At 71.8% G+C, this 16,960-nt stretch carries 16 protein-coding genes and 1 tRNA gene; 12 read left to right on the top strand and 5 right to left on the bottom strand.

Going from position 1 to position 16,960, the window contains the following annotated elements; genetic code table 11:
* Nucleotides 1-17 precede the first annotated feature (17 nt).
* The 3 genes from AC1DZC_RS14765 to AC1DZC_RS14755 all read left to right on the top strand — a co-directional run bounded on the left by AC1DZC_RS14765 (nt 18) and on the right by AC1DZC_RS14755 (nt 2,168).
* Nucleotides 18-90 (top strand) — tRNA-Ala (locus tag AC1DZC_RS14765).
* A 255-nt stretch (nt 91-345) separates the two neighbouring features.
* Nucleotides 346-1,251, top strand: coding sequence for an ABC transporter ATP-binding protein (locus AC1DZC_RS14760; RefSeq protein ID WP_477043788.1), 906 nt, complete (start codon nt 346-348; stop codon nt 1,249-1,251).
* Complete coding sequence (locus tag AC1DZC_RS14755) at nt 1,248-2,168, top strand: ABC transporter permease (protein ID WP_477043787.1); 921 nt, start codon at nt 1,248-1,250, stop codon at nt 2,166-2,168. The genes AC1DZC_RS14760 and AC1DZC_RS14755 overlap by 4 nt, the downstream gene beginning before the upstream one ends.
* A gap of 174 nt (nt 2,169-2,342) precedes the next feature.
* Here the strand turns inward: AC1DZC_RS14755 and AC1DZC_RS14750 are convergent, their stop codons facing one another.
* A complete protein-coding gene (locus tag AC1DZC_RS14750) occupies nt 2,343-2,615 on the bottom strand; it encodes a GlsB/YeaQ/YmgE family stress response membrane protein (RefSeq protein WP_477039826.1) in 273 nt (90 codons plus the stop codon).
* Between the two features lie 106 nt (nt 2,616-2,721).
* On the opposite strand from AC1DZC_RS14750, the gene AC1DZC_RS14745 reads away from it, so the two are divergent.
* Both AC1DZC_RS14745 and AC1DZC_RS14740 read left to right on the top strand, forming a co-directional pair.
* Entirely contained in the window at nt 2,722-3,663 is a 942-nt protein-coding gene (locus AC1DZC_RS14745) for a bile acid:sodium symporter family protein (RefSeq protein ID WP_477043786.1), read from the top strand.
* A 48-nt stretch (nt 3,664-3,711) separates the two neighbouring features.
* Nucleotides 3,712-5,172 (top strand): beta-N-acetylhexosaminidase, encoded by a 1,461-nt coding sequence (locus AC1DZC_RS14740; protein WP_477043785.1) that lies wholly within the window; start codon nt 3,712-3,714, stop codon nt 5,170-5,172.
* Nucleotides 5,173-5,182: 10 nt separating this feature from the next.
* Here the strand turns inward: AC1DZC_RS14740 and AC1DZC_RS14735 are convergent, their stop codons facing one another.
* Nucleotides 5,183-6,955, bottom strand: coding sequence for a dolichyl-phosphate-mannose--protein mannosyltransferase (locus AC1DZC_RS14735; RefSeq protein WP_477043784.1), 1,773 nt, complete (start codon nt 6,953-6,955; stop codon nt 5,183-5,185).
* Between the two features lie 49 nt (nt 6,956-7,004).
* Here AC1DZC_RS14735 and rsmI point away from each other — a divergent pair, with 49 nt between their 5' ends.
* The 3 genes from rsmI (at nt 7,005) to AC1DZC_RS14720 (ending at nt 10,286) form a co-directional block, all read left to right on the top strand.
* Nucleotides 7,005-7,856, top strand: coding sequence for a 16S rRNA (cytidine(1402)-2'-O)-methyltransferase (gene rsmI / locus AC1DZC_RS14730; protein ID WP_477043783.1), 852 nt, complete (start codon nt 7,005-7,007; stop codon nt 7,854-7,856).
* Between the two features lie 45 nt (nt 7,857-7,901).
* Complete coding sequence (locus AC1DZC_RS14725) at nt 7,902-9,668, top strand: ABC transporter ATP-binding protein (protein ID WP_477043782.1); 1,767 nt, start codon at nt 7,902-7,904, stop codon at nt 9,666-9,668.
* 342 nt (nt 9,669-10,010) lie between these two features.
* A complete protein-coding gene (locus AC1DZC_RS14720) occupies nt 10,011-10,286 on the top strand; it encodes a nuclease (RefSeq protein ID WP_477043781.1) in 276 nt (91 codons plus the stop codon).
* 27 nt (nt 10,287-10,313) lie between these two features.
* Here AC1DZC_RS14720 and AC1DZC_RS14715 read toward each other — a convergent pair whose 3' ends face one another.
* Nucleotides 10,314-10,601: a four-helix bundle copper-binding protein gene (locus tag AC1DZC_RS14715; RefSeq protein ID WP_477043828.1), complete on the bottom strand. Its 288-nt coding sequence runs from the start codon at nt 10,599-10,601 to the stop codon at nt 10,314-10,316.
* Between AC1DZC_RS14715 and AC1DZC_RS14710 the strand changes: the two genes are divergently transcribed.
* Entirely contained in the window at nt 10,510-10,758 is a 249-nt protein-coding gene (locus AC1DZC_RS14710; RefSeq protein WP_477043830.1) for a hypothetical protein, read from the top strand. The genes AC1DZC_RS14715 and AC1DZC_RS14710 overlap by 92 nt on opposite strands.
* A 52-nt stretch (nt 10,759-10,810) precedes the next feature.
* On the opposite strand, the gene AC1DZC_RS14705 is transcribed toward AC1DZC_RS14710, so the two are convergent.
* A complete protein-coding gene (locus tag AC1DZC_RS14705; protein ID WP_477043780.1) occupies nt 10,811-11,749 on the bottom strand; it encodes a cytochrome d ubiquinol oxidase subunit II in 939 nt (312 codons plus the stop codon).
* A complete protein-coding gene (locus tag AC1DZC_RS14700) occupies nt 11,746-12,936 on the bottom strand; it encodes a cytochrome ubiquinol oxidase subunit I (protein WP_477043779.1) in 1,191 nt (396 codons plus the stop codon). The genes AC1DZC_RS14705 and AC1DZC_RS14700 overlap by 4 nt, the downstream gene beginning before the upstream one ends.
* Nucleotides 12,937-13,074: 138 nt before the next feature.
* On the opposite strand from AC1DZC_RS14700, the gene AC1DZC_RS14695 reads away from it, so the two are divergent.
* From AC1DZC_RS14695 to AC1DZC_RS14685, 3 genes are read left to right on the top strand one after another with little or no spacing between them, the layout of a single operon-like run.
* Complete coding sequence (locus AC1DZC_RS14695; RefSeq protein WP_477043778.1) at nt 13,075-14,145, top strand: PQQ-dependent sugar dehydrogenase; 1,071 nt, start codon at nt 13,075-13,077, stop codon at nt 14,143-14,145.
* A gap of 26 nt (nt 14,146-14,171) precedes the next feature.
* Entirely contained in the window at nt 14,172-15,965 is a 1,794-nt protein-coding gene (gene metG, locus AC1DZC_RS14690) for a methionine--tRNA ligase (RefSeq protein ID WP_477043777.1), read from the top strand.
* Nucleotides 15,965-16,885 (top strand): TatD family hydrolase, encoded by a 921-nt coding sequence (locus AC1DZC_RS14685; RefSeq protein ID WP_477043776.1) that lies wholly within the window; start codon nt 15,965-15,967, stop codon nt 16,883-16,885. Before metG ends, AC1DZC_RS14685 begins: the two co-directional genes overlap by 1 nt.
* Nucleotides 16,886-16,960: the final 75 nt, after the last annotated feature.

Genomic DNA, 16,960 nt, shown 5'->3' with positions numbered 1-16,960 from the left:
GTCTTTAGCCCGCTCGCGGGGCTGTGGCGCAGTTGGTAGCGCGTCTCGTTCGCAATGAGAAGGTCAGGGGTTCGAATCCCCTCAGCTCCACCCGCACACGACGGCGGCCCCCCTCGGGAGGCCGCCGTCGTCGTCTTTCCGGAGCGCGCGATCCGTCGAGTGGTTCGCCGGACGTCGCGGCCGAGGTCGCCTCGTCGGCCCCGCCTGTCCCACCCCGTCCGCGGCTCCTCGTCGTCCCTCGATCGACTCAGCCTCCACGCAGCGCCCGGCCCCAGGAATTCGGGCTGAGGGGGCGCTTCAGGCGCCTGGTTCCGGCTAGCGTTGCGTGCGAACCGAGGGGGCTCAGTGATCCGCGTTCGGAACCTGTCCAAGTCCTATGGCTCGACCCGGGCGGTCGACGACGTCTCGTTCGAGGTCGCAGGCGGGTCGATCTTCGCGTTCCTGGGCACCAACGGAGCCGGCAAGAGCACCACGATCAGCTGCGTCACCACGGTGCTCGCGCCGGACGCCGGCGAGATCGAGGTGGGCGGCCACGCGGTCGGGACCCAGGACGACGAGGTGCGCAGGCTCGTCGGCGTGGTGTTCCAGCAGTCGCTGCTCGACCCGATCCTGACGGTCCGCGAGAACCTGGACGTGCGCGCGGCGTTCTACGGTCTCGACCGTGCGACCCGACGACGGCGTCTCGGGGAGGTCGCGCCCCTCATCGGCATCGACGGCATCCTCGACCAGCGCTACGGCACACTGTCCGGCGGGCAGAAGCGTCGTGCCGACATCGCTCGCGCGCTGACGCACGGGCCGTCGGTGCTCTTCCTCGACGAGCCGACGGCCGGCCTCGACCCCGCCAACCGCGAGCAGGTCTGGGAGACCGTGCACGCGCTGCGGCGCGATGCGGGGCTGACCGTCTTCCTGACGACGCACTACATGCACGAGACCGAGGAGGCCGACCAGGTCTGCATCATCGACGCCGGCCGGATCGTCGAGCAAGGGACGCCCGGGTCGCTGCGCGAGCGCTACAGCAGCAGCGTCCTCACGGTCACCCCACGGGATCCGGTGCCCATCCGCGCGACCTGCGCCGCGCGCGGTCTGACGTTCACCGAGGTCAACGGAGTCCTGGCGATCGAGGTGGACTCGAGCGTCACGGCTCGCGAGCTCCTGCAGCGGCACGGCGCCGACATCCTCGACTTCGAGTTCCGGCACGGCACCATGGACGACGTCTTCCTCGCGCTGACGTCACGGACGGTCGACGCGTGAGCACGGCCGTCGTCGCCGCACCACGACCCGTGGGCGTGCTGCCCGTGGCCCTCGTGGTCGCTCGTCGGAACCTGATCCTCTTCGTGCGCGACCGCGCCGCGGTGTTCTTCTCGATGCTCTCGCCGCTGATCCTGCTCGCGCTCTACACGTTCTTCCTGGGCGGGCTGCAGGTGGACACGATGAAGGAGCAGTTCCCGGCCGCCGACGTCGGCGACATCCGAGGCTTCGTCGACGCCTGGGTCTTCGCCGGCATCACGATGATCACCTCGCTGACCACGGGGCTCGCCGCGATGAGCGTGTTCGTCGAGGACGGGGAGTCGGGACGCTTCAAGGACTTCCTGGTCTCGCCGGTCCGCCGGTCCAGCCTGATCCTCGGCTACATGGGTGCGACGGTCGTGATCGCCTTCACGATGACCACATTCTTCCTGGTTGTCTCGCAGGTGTACACGTTCGCGCGCTACGGCTCGGCGATGACGGCGGGCGAGTTCGTGCGGTGCCTCGGGATCATCCTGCTCTCCGCCGGCGCGTTCTCGGCGTTGTCGGCGTTCGCCGTGACCTTCGTGCGGACCAACGGGGCGTTCGCCGCGTTGAGCACGATCGTCGGGACGCTCATCGGCTTCCTGGCCGGCGCTTACATCCCGATCGGCGACCTGCCCGCCGGTGCCGTGAACGTCATGAACGCCCTGCCGTTCGCCCAAGCGGCCATGCTCGTCCGTGGGCCCTTCACCGACCGACCGCTGGCGGTCCTCACGGACCCCGTGCCTGGATCGGCGGCCGACGTCGAGGCTTACTTCGGGATCACCGCCTCAGTCGGCGGCACCGAGATCACGACGACGATCGCGGTCGTCGTCCTGGTGGCCGTCTTCGTCGTGTTCTCAGCGCTGGCCGCCTGGCGCATCGGCCGCCGCATCCGGTAGCAACGGACTGCGACCACCCGAAGCGACACGTCGCGATCTCGCCCGCTGCCAGGACAGAGTTGTGGACAAGCGGGGCAGGCGAGTCAAGCAAGGGAACAAGGAGACACCGAAACGAGGGCGCAGCCGCGACGATCCCGCGACTGCGCCCTCGTCGGAACGCCGAACCACCAACCCCTAGAGGATCGACCGCCGACGCCGACGCGACGACACGGCCGCCACGAACACGGCGGCGAGCCCGACCTGCAGCGCGAGCTCGATCCAGTCGACGCCGCCGGTGTCCCGGACGCCGATCAGGCTCGCCAGCCACGTGCCGACGAGTGCTGCCACGATGCCGACGATGATCGTCACGAGCCAGGAGATCCGCTGCTTGCCGCGGACCAGCAACCGGCCGAGGATGCCGACGATCGCACCGATGAGGATGGCGCTGATGATGCCGTTCTGAGTCATGGTCCAACTCCTGTTCGAAGACGGGCCCCCCACGACAACTAGCGAAGATAGGGGCAGACGCGCCCGCCCGCTCGCTGAGAAGCGACGAGACGGCAGACTTGCCCGCGTGACCCGGGTGCGCGGATGGCTGGATCTGCAGGTCATCGTGGTCCTGGTGGCGCTGGTCCTGGGCCTCGTCGTGCCGGCCACGGGCGACGCAGCCGATGCGGTGGCGGGCGCTCGGACGGCCGCGATCGTGCTCCTCTTCTTCCTCTACGGCGCCCGCATGGCGACGCCCGAGGTCTGGGACGGCCTGCGCAACACGAGGCTCCAGGGCCGGATGCTCGCGGCGACCTACCTGGCCTTCCCGATCCTGGGGCTGCTGGTCCAGCTGGTGCCGGGGCTCGACACCGAGACCAAGCGCGGTCTGCTGTTCCTGAGCCTCCTGCCGTCGACGGTCCAGTCGTCCGTGGTGTTCACGTCGATCGCGCGCGGCAACGTGGCGGGGGCGATCACGGGCGCGACGATCTCCAACCTGGTCGGCATCGTGCTCACCCCGGTCCTGGTCGGAGTGCTCCTCACCAGCGAGGGGAGTTCTACCGACCCGACGGCCATCGTCGTCCAGCTGCTCCTCCCGTTCGTGCTCGGCCAGCTGGCGCAGCCGTGGCTCGGTGGGTGGCTGCGGGCGCACGTCGGCTTCACGCGCACGACGGACCGGGCGACCATCGCCCTGGTCGCGTACGTCGCGGTGAGCGAGGCCACCAACGACGGTGCCTGGGAGCACGTCACCCCAGGGGCGCTCGCCGCACTCGTCGCGACGAGCGCGGTGCTCCTGGCGGCGATGCTGACGATCACGTGGGTCGGTGGACGCGACCTCCCGTGGCGCGACCGCATCGCCCTGCTGATGGTCGGCTCGAAGAAGAGCCTGGCCACCGGCCTGCCGATGGCCGCCGTGCTGTTCAGCCCGGTCGTCGCGGCGGGCGTGACGCTGCCGGTGATCGTCTTCCACCAGCTGCAGCTCGCGACGTGCGCGGTTCTCGCCCGGCGGCTTGCCGCCCGTGTCCAGTAGCGTTTCCCCGGCGATCCCCCCGTCGCCCAGGACAACCTCAGGAGCCTCGTGCCCGCCGTGCCCGCCATCATCCCGAAGCCCGCGCGCCTCGAGACGACCGAAGGCGACCCCTTCGTGATCTCCGAGTCGACGACCGTCGTGGTCAACGGCCGACCCGACCTCATCGGGATCGCGGTGCTCGCCGCCGACCTGCTCGGGCGTGTCACCGGTCGGTCGATCGAGATCCGGTACGCCGAGACGGACGCCCCGGACGTGGTGCGGCTGCGGCTGACGGCCCAGGACGCGGAGGGCGACGAGTCGTACAGGCTGGTGTCCAGCGCGGGGCGCGTGGAGCTCGAGGCCAGGTCGCCGGCCGGTCTGGTCCGCGCCATCGTCACGCTGCGCCAGCTGCTCACGACCGCTCCGGACGGCTCCCTGCGGGTCCCGCCGGTGATCATCGAGGACGCGCCGCGGTACCAGTGGCGCGGGCTGTCGCTGGACGTCGCCCGGCACTTCGTCGCCAAGCGTGACCTCAAGGTCATCATCGGGCTGATGGCCCACTACAAGCTCAACGTCCTGCACCTGCACCTCACGGACGACCAGGGCTGGCGCCTGCAGGTCCGGTCGCGTCCGCAGCTGACCCGGCTGTCCAGCAGCACGTCGGTCAACGGCGACCCGGGCGGGTACTACTCGGCCGACGACTACGCGGAGATCGTCGCGTTCGCGTCGGTTCGCGGCGTGCGGGTTGTCCCCGAGATCGACGTCCCGGGGCACGTCAACGCGGCCACGCACGCCTACGGCAACCTCACGCCGAGCGGTGAGCCGACCGATGCCTACACCGGCATCGAGGTCGGCTTCAGCCGGCTCTACGCGGACCTGCCCGCCACGGGGGACTTCCTGCGGGAGGTCTTCGCCGACGTCGCCGCGATGACCCCCGGCGAGTACGTGCACATCGGCGGCGACGAGGTGCTGACCATGGAGCCCGAGGAGTACGCGACCCTCGTGGCCGCCGCGTCCGACGCCGTCCGCGCAGCCGGCAAGAAGGTCGTCGGCTGGCAGGAGATCGCTCACACGCCGCTCGAGCCGGGCACGGTCGTGCAGTACTGGGACACCCGCGTCGACCCCGAGCCGTTCGTCGCGGCCGCGCAGGCCGGCGCGCTCCTGCTCATGTCGCCGGGCTCCAAGGCGTACCTCGACATGAAGTACGACGCGGAGACGGTCCTGGGACTGGAGTGGGCCGGGCACATCGAGCTTCGCGACGCGTACGACTGGGAGCCGTCGACGCTCATCCCCGGTGTCCCGCAGGAGTCCGTCATCGGCGTCGAGGCGGCGTTGTGGACCGAGACCCTGCGCGACCTGCCGGCCGTGACGTCGATGCTGCTGCCACGGCTCGCGGCGATCGCCGAGGTCGCCTGGACGGACCCCGAGCAGCGCGACTGGGAGGACTTCCGCGGACGGGTCGCCGGCCAGGGCCCGTTCTGGGACCGGCTCGGGCTGTCCTGGTACCGCAGCCCGCAGGTCGACTGGTAGGCGGCAGGCCTCAGATCCAGGTCCGCAGCCACATGTGGACGTGCCAGAACCTGTACGGCACGATCCACGCGGACCAGATCGGGTAGAAGAACAGCCCGACGAGGACGATCAGCCCGACGAGGATCCCGCAGCCGATGATCGCCCGTCGTCGGCCGACGGGTTCCAGGTCCTTCGGCCCGACCACCAGGCCCATCACGTACGTGAGCGTCAGGGCGATCCAGGGCGTGAAGACGATCGCGTAGAACGTGAAGATCGTGCGGTGCTCGTAGGCGAACCACGGCAGCCAGCCCGCGACGATGCCGGCCAGGACCGCGCCGGCCCGCCAGTCGCGGTAGCGGATCAGCCAGACGACCGTGACGAGGATCGCGGCGGTCGCGCACCACCACAGGATCGGGTTGCCGAGCGCGGTGATCGCCTGCGAGCACGCCGACGCCCCGCACGCGTCCTGGGCCTGCTGGCCGGTCAGGCCGGACACCTCGGTCGGGTAGAACATCGACGTCGGGCGCCACTGCACGATCCAGCCGAGGGGGTTCGCGGCGTAGGAGTGCGGGGTCTCGAGGCCGTTGTGGAACGCCCACATGTCCTGGTGGTACTTCCAGAACGACCGCAGCGCCGGCGGCAGCCACTGCACGCCCTGGCCGGGGTTCTGCTGCGCCCACTGCCGGCCGTAGGACTCCGCGTGCGTGAACCAGGTGAACCAGCTGGACACGTAGACGGCGAGCGCGATGAAGACCATCGACACACCGGCGATCAGCCCGTCCTTGACGATCCCCGCCCAGACCCACTGCCGGACGCCCGCCGTGCGCCGCGCCGTGACGTCCCACGCCACGCTGAGCAGCCCGAAGACTGCCAGGAAGTACATCGCCGACCACTTGGTCCCGAGCCCCAGCCCGAGCAGCACGGCCGCCGCGAGCCGCCACCAGCGCACGCCCAGGCCGGGCCCCCAGCCGATGTCCCGACTCGCGTCGAGCAGGACCGACGTGCGTTCCGCCAGCCGCCGTCGGGCCTGGTCGCGGTCCAGCAGCAGCGCCCCGAACGCCGCGAGCATGAAGAACATGAGGAACGGGTCGAGCAGGGAGACCCGCGAGAGCACGATCGCCTGGCCGTCGACGGCGAGCAGGAGGCCCGCCACGGTGCCGAGCGCGGTCGAGGCGAAGATCCGCCGCCCGATCCGCGCAGTCATCAGCACCGCGAGGGTCCCGCAGATGGCCGCCGAGAGCCGCCACGCCGTCGAGCTGTCGATCCCGCCGCCGAAGTGGATGCCCAGCGCGATGAGCCACTTGCCGATCTGCGGGTGCACCACGTACTCGCCGGTGGTCCCGAGCCCGCTCAGGTCGCCCGACTCGAACGCCGGGTTCGGGTTGTCCGCCCAGTTGGCTTCGTAGCCGTTGACCAGCAGCGACCAGGCGTCCTTGACGTAGTAGGTCTCGTCGAACACGAGCCGGTGCGGGCGGCCGAGGTCCCAGAAGCGCAGCAGGCCCGCCAGCAGCGTCACCGCGAGCGGCCAGAGCCAGCCCATGAGGCGCGCGCGAGGGGCGTCGTCGATCGTGAGGGTGTCCGTGCCGAGCAGCAGCCGCAGCAGGCGCGGCCGGTTGTCCTCGCGCTCCGCCGGCTCGAGGTCGGTCTCCTGCGGTCCGTCGAGCGTGGCGACCGCGGTGGGAGCGGAGCTCTCGTCGCGGGAGGCGTCGTCCGGCGACGAGGGCGCGACGGCCTGCGGCGAGGCGAGGGTGGCGTCGGGTGACGGCGTCGCGGCGTCGTCTTCGGTGGGCGGCACGACGGTCATCGTAGGGGCGGCGTCTGTGGCTGGGCAGATCAGGTGGCAGGCTGACCGCGTGGATGCCCCAGCCCCCGGCCGGCTCGTGCTCGCGGCGACCCCGATCGGCAACGTCGAGGACGCGTCGGCGCACCTGCGCCGCCTGCTCGAGCATGCCGACGTCGTCGCCGCCGAGGACACGCGTCGGCTGCGCGCCCTCGCCGCGCGGATGGGCGTCGTGATCGGTGGGCGGGTGGTGAGCCACCACGAGCACAACGAGGCGACGTCGTCCGCGGAGCTGCTCGCCGTCGTCGCGGGCGGCGGCACGGTCGTCGTCGTGACCGACGCCGGGATGCCCGCGGTGTCCGACCCGGGCTTCCGCGTGGTCACCGCCGCGGTCGCCGCCGGTCTGCCCGTCACGGCGGCACCCGGCCCGAGCGCCGTGCTCACCGCCCTCGCGCTGTCCGGGCTGCCGACCGACCGCTTCTGCTTCGAGGGCTTCCCGCCGCGCAAGCCGGGCGAGCGGGCGCGGGCCTTCGAGCTCCTCGCCGACGAGCGCCGCACGATGATCTTCTTCGAGGCCCCGCACCGGCTCGACGACACCCTCGCGGCCATGGCGGCCGCCTTCGGCGGTGACCGGTCGGCCGCCGTCTGCCGCGAGCTGACCAAGACCTACGAGGAGATCCGACGAGGGCCGCTGGCCGATCTCGTCGCCTGGGCGGCCGCGGACCAGGTGCGCGGCGAGATCGTCGTGGTGGTCGGCGGTGCGTCCGGCGCCGTCGAGCTGTCCACCGCCGACCTCGTCGCCGAGGTCCTGTCGCGGGCCGACGCGGGGGAGCGGCTCAAGGACGCGGTCGCGGAGGTCGCGGCGGCCGCGGGTGTCCCGAAGCGGGACCTCTATGCGGCAGCCCTCGCCGCCAAGGGCCGCTAAGTTAACCCGTCGAAGTAAGGCGCCTCGAATCGTTACGATAGGCGGGTGACCCAGCCCCTCCTCGAAGAGTCGTACGACGGCGCCCACCCGCTCCGTACGCTCGGCCACCTCTTCCGGCCGCAGCGGCGGCGCATGGTCGTCGCGGGGCTCGCGTTCGCGGCCAAGCACTCGCCGATCTGGGTGATCCCCGCGCTGACGGCCAACGTCATCGACGTCGTCGTCCAGCACCAGCCCCTGCGCCAGCTCTGGATCGCCGCGGTGCTCATGGCGCTCGTCGTCGCGCAGAACCTCCCGCTGGCCAACGTCTACAACCGGCAGCTCTCGATCGCCGTGCGCACCGTCGAGACGAACCTGCGCATGGCGCTGTCCCGGCGCCTGCAGGAGCTGTCCATCGGCTACCACCGCCGCATGAGCGCCGGCGTGCTGCAGGCCAAGATCGTGCGCGACGTGGAGAACGTCGTGGAGAGCAGCCGCCAGACGTTCGACTCCGGGATGGCCGCGATCACCACGCTCGCGGGTGCGCTGGTCATCACCGCGTTCCGCGTCCCCGAGTTCCTCCCGGTGTTCGCGCTCGCCGTGCCGGCCTCCGCCGCGCTCGTCGTCTCGATGCGCCGCCGGATGACGTCTCGCAACGCGGACTTCCGTGCCCAGGTGGAGCGGATGTCCGCACGCGTCAGCGAGATGACCCACCTCATCCCCATCACGCGCGCGCACGCCTTGGAGCGCGACGAGCTGGACCGCATGGACGCGACCCTCGGGGACGTGCGCGCCGCGGGCATCCGTCTGGACGTGACCAACGGTCGGTTCGGCGCGATGTCCTGGACCGCCATGCAGCTGCTCTCGGTCGCGTGCCTGATCGGTGCGGCGTGGGTGGCGTGGTCGGGGATGTGGGGCATGTCTGCGGGCGACGTGACCATGCTGAGCAGCTACTTCGTGGCGCTGACCGGGTCGGTCACCGCGCTCATGAGCCTCGCGCCGATCATCACCAAGGGCCTCGAGTCGGTGCGGTCGATGTCCGAGGTGCTCACCGAGCCCGACCTTGAGCGCAACGCGGGCAAGGCGACGGTCGAGCACGTGCGCGGCGACGTCGACTTCGAGGGCGTCCGGTACGTGTACGACGACGCCCCGGACGAGGTCGCCGTCGACGACCTGTCCCTGCACGTCCGCGCCGGGGAGACGATCGCGCTGGTCGGCCCGTCGGGCTCGGGCAAGTCGACCGTGCTGAACATGGTGATCGGCTTCCTGACCCCGAGCGCCGGCCGGATCCTGCTCGACGGCCGGCCGATGACCGCGCTCGACCTGCGCTCGTACCGCCGCTCGCTGGCCGTCGTCCCGCAGGAGTCGCTGCTGTTCGAGGGGACCGTCCGCGACAACGTCACCTACGGCAGCCCGGACCTGACCGACGAGGCCGTCCGCGACGCCCTGCGCGACGCGAACGCGCTGGAGTTCGTCGAGCACATGGGCGGCCTCGACGCAGTGATCGGCGAGCGGGGGGCGCGCCTCTCGGGCGGCCAGCGCCAGCGCCTGGCGATCGCCCGCGCGCTGGTCCGCGACCCGCGCATCCTCGTTCTCGACGAGGCGACGTCGGCCCTCGACACCTCGTCGGAACGGCTGGTGCAGGAGGCGCTCGGGCGGCTTATGACCGGCCGCACCACGTTCGTCGTCGCCCACCGGCTCTCCACGATCCGCGGCGCCGACCGCATCGCGTTCATGCGGGCCGGCCGGCTGGTGGAGATCGGGTCGCACGACGAGCTCGTCGCGGCCGGTGGCGCCTACGCGGAGCTGGATCGGCTGACGAGCGTCCCGGGTTAGGTCTGGTCACGCATCGTCCGACATGCGAGATGCCTTGACAGCATGTGGACGGCTCCGCACACTCGTGTCATGTCCATCGCCACACCCGTGCCAGTGACCCCGCGTGCCGCGGGTTCCGTCGACGTCGCGTCGACGCACGAGTGTCTCTGTCGAATGTGTCTCTGACGACCCAGTCGTCCTGGTCCTGCCCGCTCTAGCGAGCTCCCCACGTGTCTTTCCCGTGGTCGCAGGACCGTCCCGCCGCCTCGCGGCGCAGCCCGCCACCGTGCACCCCTGGTCGACGACCTCGGGCAGGCCGGAGCGGACCCGACACGATTCGCAGAACGACCCGATGGAGCCGACATGCTCGACCGCACCCGTATCGACGTCCTCCCGATCCAGGAGGCTGTCGCGAACGCCTCGCCGAGCGCCTGGCGCGACGGCATCGCGCTGTCCCGCGACGAGGACGTGCTGACCGTCGCCCTGCTCGACGGCCAGGTCACCGTCCTGACCACGCGCGCAGCACCGGCCCCGGGCGAGCCCGTGGCGGTGCACCCCGTCGCGGAGCTCGTCGCGATCGGGGGCGCGTGGTACTCCGCGCGCACCCTGACCGGCCGGGACGCCGGGGTCGCGCGCTAGCCGGTCAGGCTCGCCGCACCCAGGACGTCAGGCCGTCTGCATCGAGGACATCGCCGACGAGCACGCCGCGACCATCGCCCGGCACGCGGACGCGCAGATGCGGCAGTGCTCGGACGTGCCGGCGTGCATGTCGCACTCGGCCGCGCACGCCTCGCCCATGGCCATGCACGCGGTCATCATCGACGTCATGACGCCCATGTCGTAGCCGGCCGGGCGCATCATCATGCGCATCATCGTGGTCGCGACGTCCGCGGTGTTCATGCACATGGACGCACATCGGCCCATGCCCTCGCCGCCGTCCGCGTCGGCGCACATCGTGGCCGCCATCGCCGCCGCGGAGCACGCCTCCACGCAGTCCTGCATCATCGGCATGTCCATGCCCGACATGCCTGCCGTCCCCGGCATCGACATGGACTTCATCATGTCCGCCATCATGCTCATCGCTGCTCGCCCCGCTCTCGTCGACCGCTGACCCTGGTCCGATCGACGGTACGCCGCGAGCCTGCGCCGATCTAGAAGCCGACCTAGAAGAAGACCGCATCCCGTGGACCGACAGGGTGCTGGAACGTCGACCACACCCACCACTGCGCGGCGAGCAGCACGGGCACGCACGCCGCCAGGACGAGGGCGAGCCCCGGCGTGGCCCCCGCGCCCTCGGCGAGCGCGGGGTAGAGCCCGGTCGCCGCGCCGACGACCGGCAGGGCGCCCGCGACGACCACGGCCAGCCGGGCGCCGGCGACGCGTCCGCCGGCCAGGAGCCGGCGCGCGACCAGCAGGCTCGCGGCCGCGCCGACGATCAGCAGCGGGGGGACGACCGCGCACACGACCGACTCGGCGGGGACCAGGACGCCGTAGCCGATCGCGCTCAGCGCCAGCAGCGTCGCGGCCCGGGGCAGGGCGCGCACGGCCGTGGCGAGCGCGCGCTCGTGCAGGACGTCCGTGGTCCGGGTGGCGACGAAGACGGTGCCGAGCACGCGCGTCAGGGCGACCGCCGTGGCGGCGCCGAGCACGGGCACGAGGATGCGCGAGCCGAGGTCGAGCCCCGGGAGCCACGCCAGGGCGGCACCGACGAGGGCGCCCGCCGCGGCGGCCAGGGTCACGGAGGCGACGACGACCACGCGTTCCCACCACGTCCGCCACGACGCCGACGGCCGGCGGCTGCGCAGCCACACGCCCGCGTCGCGCAGGACCCACGAGACGAGCAGCGCGATCACCAGCGGGTACGCGACGAACCAGAGGTCGGCCTCGAGCTGCGCGAACCCCGCCAGCAGGATGCCGACCCCGGCGATCAGCCACACCTCGCCGGACAGCAGGAACGGACCCAGCGCCGTGAGCACGGTGCGGCGCTCACCGGGGGTGGCGCCGACCGTGCGGAGCGTGGCGCCGAGCCCCTGGTTGGCGCCGTCGAGGACCGCCCACCCGACGAACGCGCCGGTGAGCAGGACGAACCAGAGCGCAGTCATCGGGTGGCCTCCGCGAAGGTCAGCTCGTCGGGTTCTCGCGCGGCGAGGGGCGGCGCGCCGAGCGTCGGCTCCTGCGGACCGCGCCGGGCCAGCCGCGCGAGCACGGCCCAGTCGACGACGGCGAGCGCCGCGACGAGTCCCACGAGCACACCGAGGGAGACGAGCACGGTCGTGGACGTGTGGGCCGAGGCGGCGTCCGCCGTCCGGAGCACGCCGACGACCACCCACGGCTGCCGCCCGATCTCCCGCGCGAGCCAGCCCAGCACGGCGATGACGAACGGCACCGGGATCACGAGCGTGAGGAACCCGTAGATCGTGTCCTGCACGCCCCGCGGGAGCCGGAACAGCGCGGGCAGCAGCAGGAGCATCGGGATCGCTCCGAGGAACAGGGCGAACCCGCCGAGGATCATGAACCCGAGCGCGACGCCGACGACGGGGTTCGTGCTGGTGGCGTCGCCGATGTAGCTGAACTGCGAGAACCCGAACCCGACCGCGAGCAGCGCACCGACCGCGCCCACGACCACCCCGGTGCGCAGAGAGCGCTGGAAGAGCTCGTCGTGACCCGTCTGCCGGCGCAGGTGCCACGCGCTGACGCCGATGACGACGAACGCGCCGGCCACCAGGCACGCGCCGACGACGTGCCCGAGCGAGAGCACGGCCGCGGGGTTGAGCACGAGCTCGCTCGTCGACGTGATCCGCGCGACCCCGTTGACCAGCTCGTAGCCGACCGGGTGCCGCAGGAACCCGTTGGCCACCATGACCGCGAACGCGGACGCGTACCCGGTCAGCACGACGAGCCAGAACACGAGCGTGTGCACGCCCCGGTTCAGCTGGTGCCAGCCGAAGATCCACAGCCCGAGCAGGGTGGACTCGAGGAAGAACGCGACCATCGTCTCGACCGCGAGCGGCGCCCCGAACACCTCGCCGGCGACGTCGAGCAGACCGGGGAAGTGCAGGCCGAACTGCAGCTCGAGCAGGATGCCGGCGACGATCCCGAGCGCGTAGTTGACGAGGTACAGCTGCCCCCAGAACCGCGTGGCGCGCTCCATCACCATCGAGCCGGTGAGGGCCCAGCGGGTCTGGAACACGGCGACGACGGGTCCCAGGCCGAGGGTCACGACCACGAACAGGAAGTGGATGCCGGCCAGCAGCGCGAACTGCACGCGGGAGGCGTCGACGGTGGTCACCCGGCCGACGCTAGAGCCGCGAACGTCGGTCGGAAGCCCCTTCCAGGGGAAGATCAGGGAAACACCGGGACCGTCCCTGAGGTCGGGCTCAGGGGTCTCCCGGAGTGCGTCGCGCGGCGGCGCGTGCTGGGCTGAGGGATGGCTCGTGCACCCGTCGTCCTCGCGCTCCTGGTCGGCCTGCTCGCGGGCTGCACGGCCGCGGACGACGACGCGCCGGGGCCCACCGGCACCACGGGCGCGGTCACCGACGTCGTCACCGACCTCGAGGTGCCGTGGGGGCTGGCGTTCCTGCCGGACGGGCGGGCCGCGGTCACGCTGCGCGACGCCGCTCGGCTGGTGCTGGTGGACGCCGACGGCGAGGTCACCTCCGTGACGGGCCCGGGCGCGGACCAGCTGGTCGACGTCGTCGAGCCGCAGGGGGAGGGCGGGCTGCTCGGCGTCGCGGTGCTCGACTCCTCGTCCGACGGCGTGGATCTCGCCCTCTACGCCACGACGGCCGACGACAACCGCGTGCTGCGCGGCACCCTGCAGGACGGTCGCCTCGGCGCGCTGACGCCGATCGTCACGGGGATCCACAAGGCGGGCAACCACGACGGCGGCCGGCTGGCCGTGGGCCCGGACGGCTATCTGTACGTGACCACGGGCGACGCAGGGGAGCGGCCGGACGCGCAGGATCCGGACAGCCTCAACGGCAAGATCCTGCGGGTCACGTTCGACGGCGAGCCGGCGCCCGGCAACCCCGGAGGCAGCCGCGTGTGGAGCCTCGGGCACCGCAACGTCCAGGGCCTCGGCTGGGCCGACGACGGACGGATGTTCGCCTCCGAGTTCGGCCAGGACACCTGGGACGAGCTCAACGTCATCGAGCCGGGCGGCAACTACGGCTGGCCCGAGGTGGAGGGCGTCGGCGGGAAGGACGGCTTCGTCGACCCGGTGGCCACCTGGTCCACCGACCAGGCCTCGCCCAGCGGCCTCGCGGTCACCGACGACGCCGTCTACCTGGCGGCGCTGCGCGGCGAACGGCTGTGGCGCGTCCCGCTCACCGCGGACGGCGTCGGCACGCCCGAGGCGCTGCTCGTCGGGACGTACGGTCGGCTGCGCGCCGTCGCGGAGGCGCCCGACGGGTCGTTGTGGGTGCTGACCAACAACACCGACGGTCGCGGCGACCCCCGCCCGGGCGACGACCGCATCCTGCGCGTGGCCGTGCCCTGAACCGCCGCTCACCTAGGATCGGGCCCATGTCTCGCATCCTGTCTGCCGTCGCCTGGCCCTACGCGAACGGCCCCCGCCACATCGGTCACGTCGCAGGCTTCGGTGTCCCCTCGGACATCTTCAGCCGCTACATGCGGATGGCGGGCAACGAGGTGCTGATGGTCTCCGGGACCGACGAGCACGGGACGCCGATCCTCGTTCTCGCCGAGCAGGAGGGCGTCGGCCCGCAGGAGCTGGCGGACCGGTACAACCGGGTGATCGTCGAGGACCTGACCAACCTGGGCCTGTCCTACGACCTGTTCACGCGCACCACGACGCGCAACCACTACGCCGTCGTGCAGGAGATGTTCCGCACGGTGCACAAGAACGGCTACATGATCGAGCAGTCGACCATGGGCGCCATCTCGCCCAGCACCGGGCGCACGCTGCCCGACCGGTACGTCGAGGGCACCTGCCCCATCTGCGGGTACGACGGCGCGCGCGGCGACCAGTGCGACAACTGCGGCAACCAGCTCGACGCCATCGACCTGATCAACCCGCACAGCCGGATCAACGGCGAGACGCCGAAGTTCGTCGAGTCCAACCACTTCTTCCTCGACCTGCCCGCGTTCGCGAGCGCGCTCGAGGCGTGGCTGCGCACGCGGACCGACTGGCGCCCCAACGTCCTGAACTTCTCGCTGAACCTCATCGACGACCTGCGCCCGCGCGCCATGACGCGGGACATCGACTGGGGCATCCCGGTGCCGCTGCCGGGCTGGGAGGAGAACCCGAACAAGCGCCTGTACGTGTGGTTCGACGCGGTCATCGGCTACCTGTCCGCGTCGATCGAGTGGGCGCGCCGCTCGGGCGACCCGGACGCCTGGCGCCCGTTCTGGAACGACCCCAGCGCCCTGAGCTACTACTTCATGGGCAAGGACAACATCACCTTCCACTCGCAGATCTGGCCGGCGGAGCTGCTCGGCTACGACGGCGGCGGCACCCGCGGTGGCGCGCCCGGGCCTTACGGGACGCTGAACCTGCCCACCGAGGTGGTCTCGTCGGAGTTCCTGACGATGGAGGGCAAGCAGTTCTCCTCGTCGCGCGGCGTGGTCATCTACGTGCGCGACGTGCTGTCGCGCTACCAGCCGGACGCGCTGCGCTACTTCCTGTCGGTCAACGGACCCGAGAACCAGGACTCGGACTTCACGTGGGCGGACTTCAAGACGCGCACCAACACCGAGCTCGTCGCCGGCTGGGGCAACCTGGTCAACCGCACCGCCAGCATGATCGCCAAGAACTTCGGCGAGATCCCTGCGGCCGGCTCGTTGCAGCCCGTGGACCAGGCGCTCCTGACGACGACGGCCGCGGGCTTCGGCCGGGTCGGCGAGCTGCTCGAGGGCCACCGCAACAAGGCGGCGATCGGCGAGGCGATGCGGGTGGTCCAGGAGGCCAACCGGTACATCTCCGAGACCGAGCCGTGGAAGCTCACCACCGACCGCGACCGCCTGGGCACGGTGCTGCACACGGCCGCGCAGGCGGTCAGCGACGCGAACACGCTGCTCGCGCCGTTCCTGCCGCACTCCGCGCAGCAGGTGCACGAGGTCCTCGGCGGCACCGGGGTCTTCTCGCCGCTGCCGCGCATCGACGAGGTCACGGACCTGGACGACGACTCCCGGCACTACCCGATCATCACCGGCGACTACGAGCTCGGCCGGACGGTCGCGCCGTGGGCCACGAGGCCGGTCGTGCCCGGGACGCCGGTCGCCAAGCCGACACCCGTGTTCACCAAGCTCGACGACTCGATCGTCGAGGAGGAGCTCGAGCGGCTGCGGCAGGGCTGATGGCGCGCTCGCGCGAGCAGTCGAGGGACCGGAGCTGGCCGGAGCCGCCCGAGGCGCTGCCCCTGCCTGTCGTCGACAACCACACCCACCTCGACTCGGTGCTCGGCTGGCGGGCCGACGGCTGGGAGGCGGCCCACGACCTCGACGCCCAGCTCGACCGCGCCGCCTCCGTGGGCGTCACGCGCCTGGTCCAGGTCGGCTGCGACCTCCAGGCGGTGGACTGGACCTCCGAGGTGGTGCGCGGCCACGAGCAGCTGCTCGGCGCCGTCGCCATCCACCCCAACGAGGCCGTGCGTCATGCCGGCATCCAGGAGGTGGCGGCGGACGGGCTCGACCCGGAGGGCCCGTACGAGGTGTCCCTGGACGACGCGATCGCGCACGTCGCGTCGGTCGCGCGCGGCAACGACCGCATCCGTGCGATCGGGGAGACCGGCCTGGACCACTTCCGCGCCGGTCCCGCCGGCCGGGCGGTCCAGCGGGAGGCGTTCCGGGCGCACATCGCGCTGGCCAAGGAGCTCGGCCTGGCGCTGCAGATCCACGACCGCGACGCGCACGACGAGGTCGTCGAGGTGCTGCTGGCCGACGGTGCCCCCGACCGCACCGTCTTCCACTGCTTCTCGGGCGACGCCTCGCTGGCCCGCCTGGCGGTGTCGCAGGGCTGGTTCCTCTCGTTCGCCGGACCCGTCTCGTTCGGCCCGAACGACGCGCTGCGCGAGGCGCTGCGGGAGGTTCCGCCCTCCCGGCTCCTCGTCGAGACGGACGCCCCCTACCTGACCGTGCACCCCTTCCGCGGCCGCCCGAACGCGCCCTACCTCCTGCCCGGCACGGTGCGGACGGTCGCCGAGGTCACCGGGCGGTCGCTGGCCGACGTGTGCGCCGACATCGCGGCGACCTCCGAGGCCGTCTACGGCTCCTGGTGACCGATATGTCCGGTCGTGGGCGATGCCGAGGTACCGCAACTCGGACGCCGGGTTTCGGGGATCATCACGGATCGG

The organism is Cellulomonas sp. P2_B4, assembly GCF_056404795.1.
This window is presented reverse-complemented; position numbering and strand designations above follow the sequence as displayed.

Coding starts and splice junctions, on each gene's coding strand:
- AC1DZC_RS14750 (WP_477039826.1), bottom strand. CDS start 2,615: ATGACTCAGAACGGCATCATCAGCGCCATCCTCATCGGTGCGATCGTC.
- AC1DZC_RS14735 (WP_477043784.1), bottom strand. CDS start 6,955: ATGACCGTCGTGCCGCCCACCGAAGACGACGCCGCGACGCCGTCACCC.
- AC1DZC_RS14720 (WP_477043781.1), top strand. CDS start 10,011: ATGCTCGACCGCACCCGTATCGACGTCCTCCCGATCCAGGAGGCTGTC.
- AC1DZC_RS14710 (WP_477043830.1), top strand. CDS start 10,510: ATGCGCATCATCGTGGTCGCGACGTCCGCGGTGTTCATGCACATGGAC.
- AC1DZC_RS14715 (WP_477043828.1), bottom strand. CDS start 10,601: ATGTGCGCCGACGCGGACGGCGGCGAGGGCATGGGCCGATGTGCGTCC.
- AC1DZC_RS14705 (WP_477043780.1), bottom strand. CDS start 11,749: ATGACTGCGCTCTGGTTCGTCCTGCTCACCGGCGCGTTCGTCGGGTGG.
- AC1DZC_RS14695 (WP_477043778.1), top strand. CDS start 13,075: ATGGCTCGTGCACCCGTCGTCCTCGCGCTCCTGGTCGGCCTGCTCGCG.
- metG (WP_477043777.1), top strand. CDS start 14,172: ATGTCTCGCATCCTGTCTGCCGTCGCCTGGCCCTACGCGAACGGCCCC.
- AC1DZC_RS14685 (WP_477043776.1), top strand. CDS start 15,965: ATGGCGCGCTCGCGCGAGCAGTCGAGGGACCGGAGCTGGCCGGAGCCG.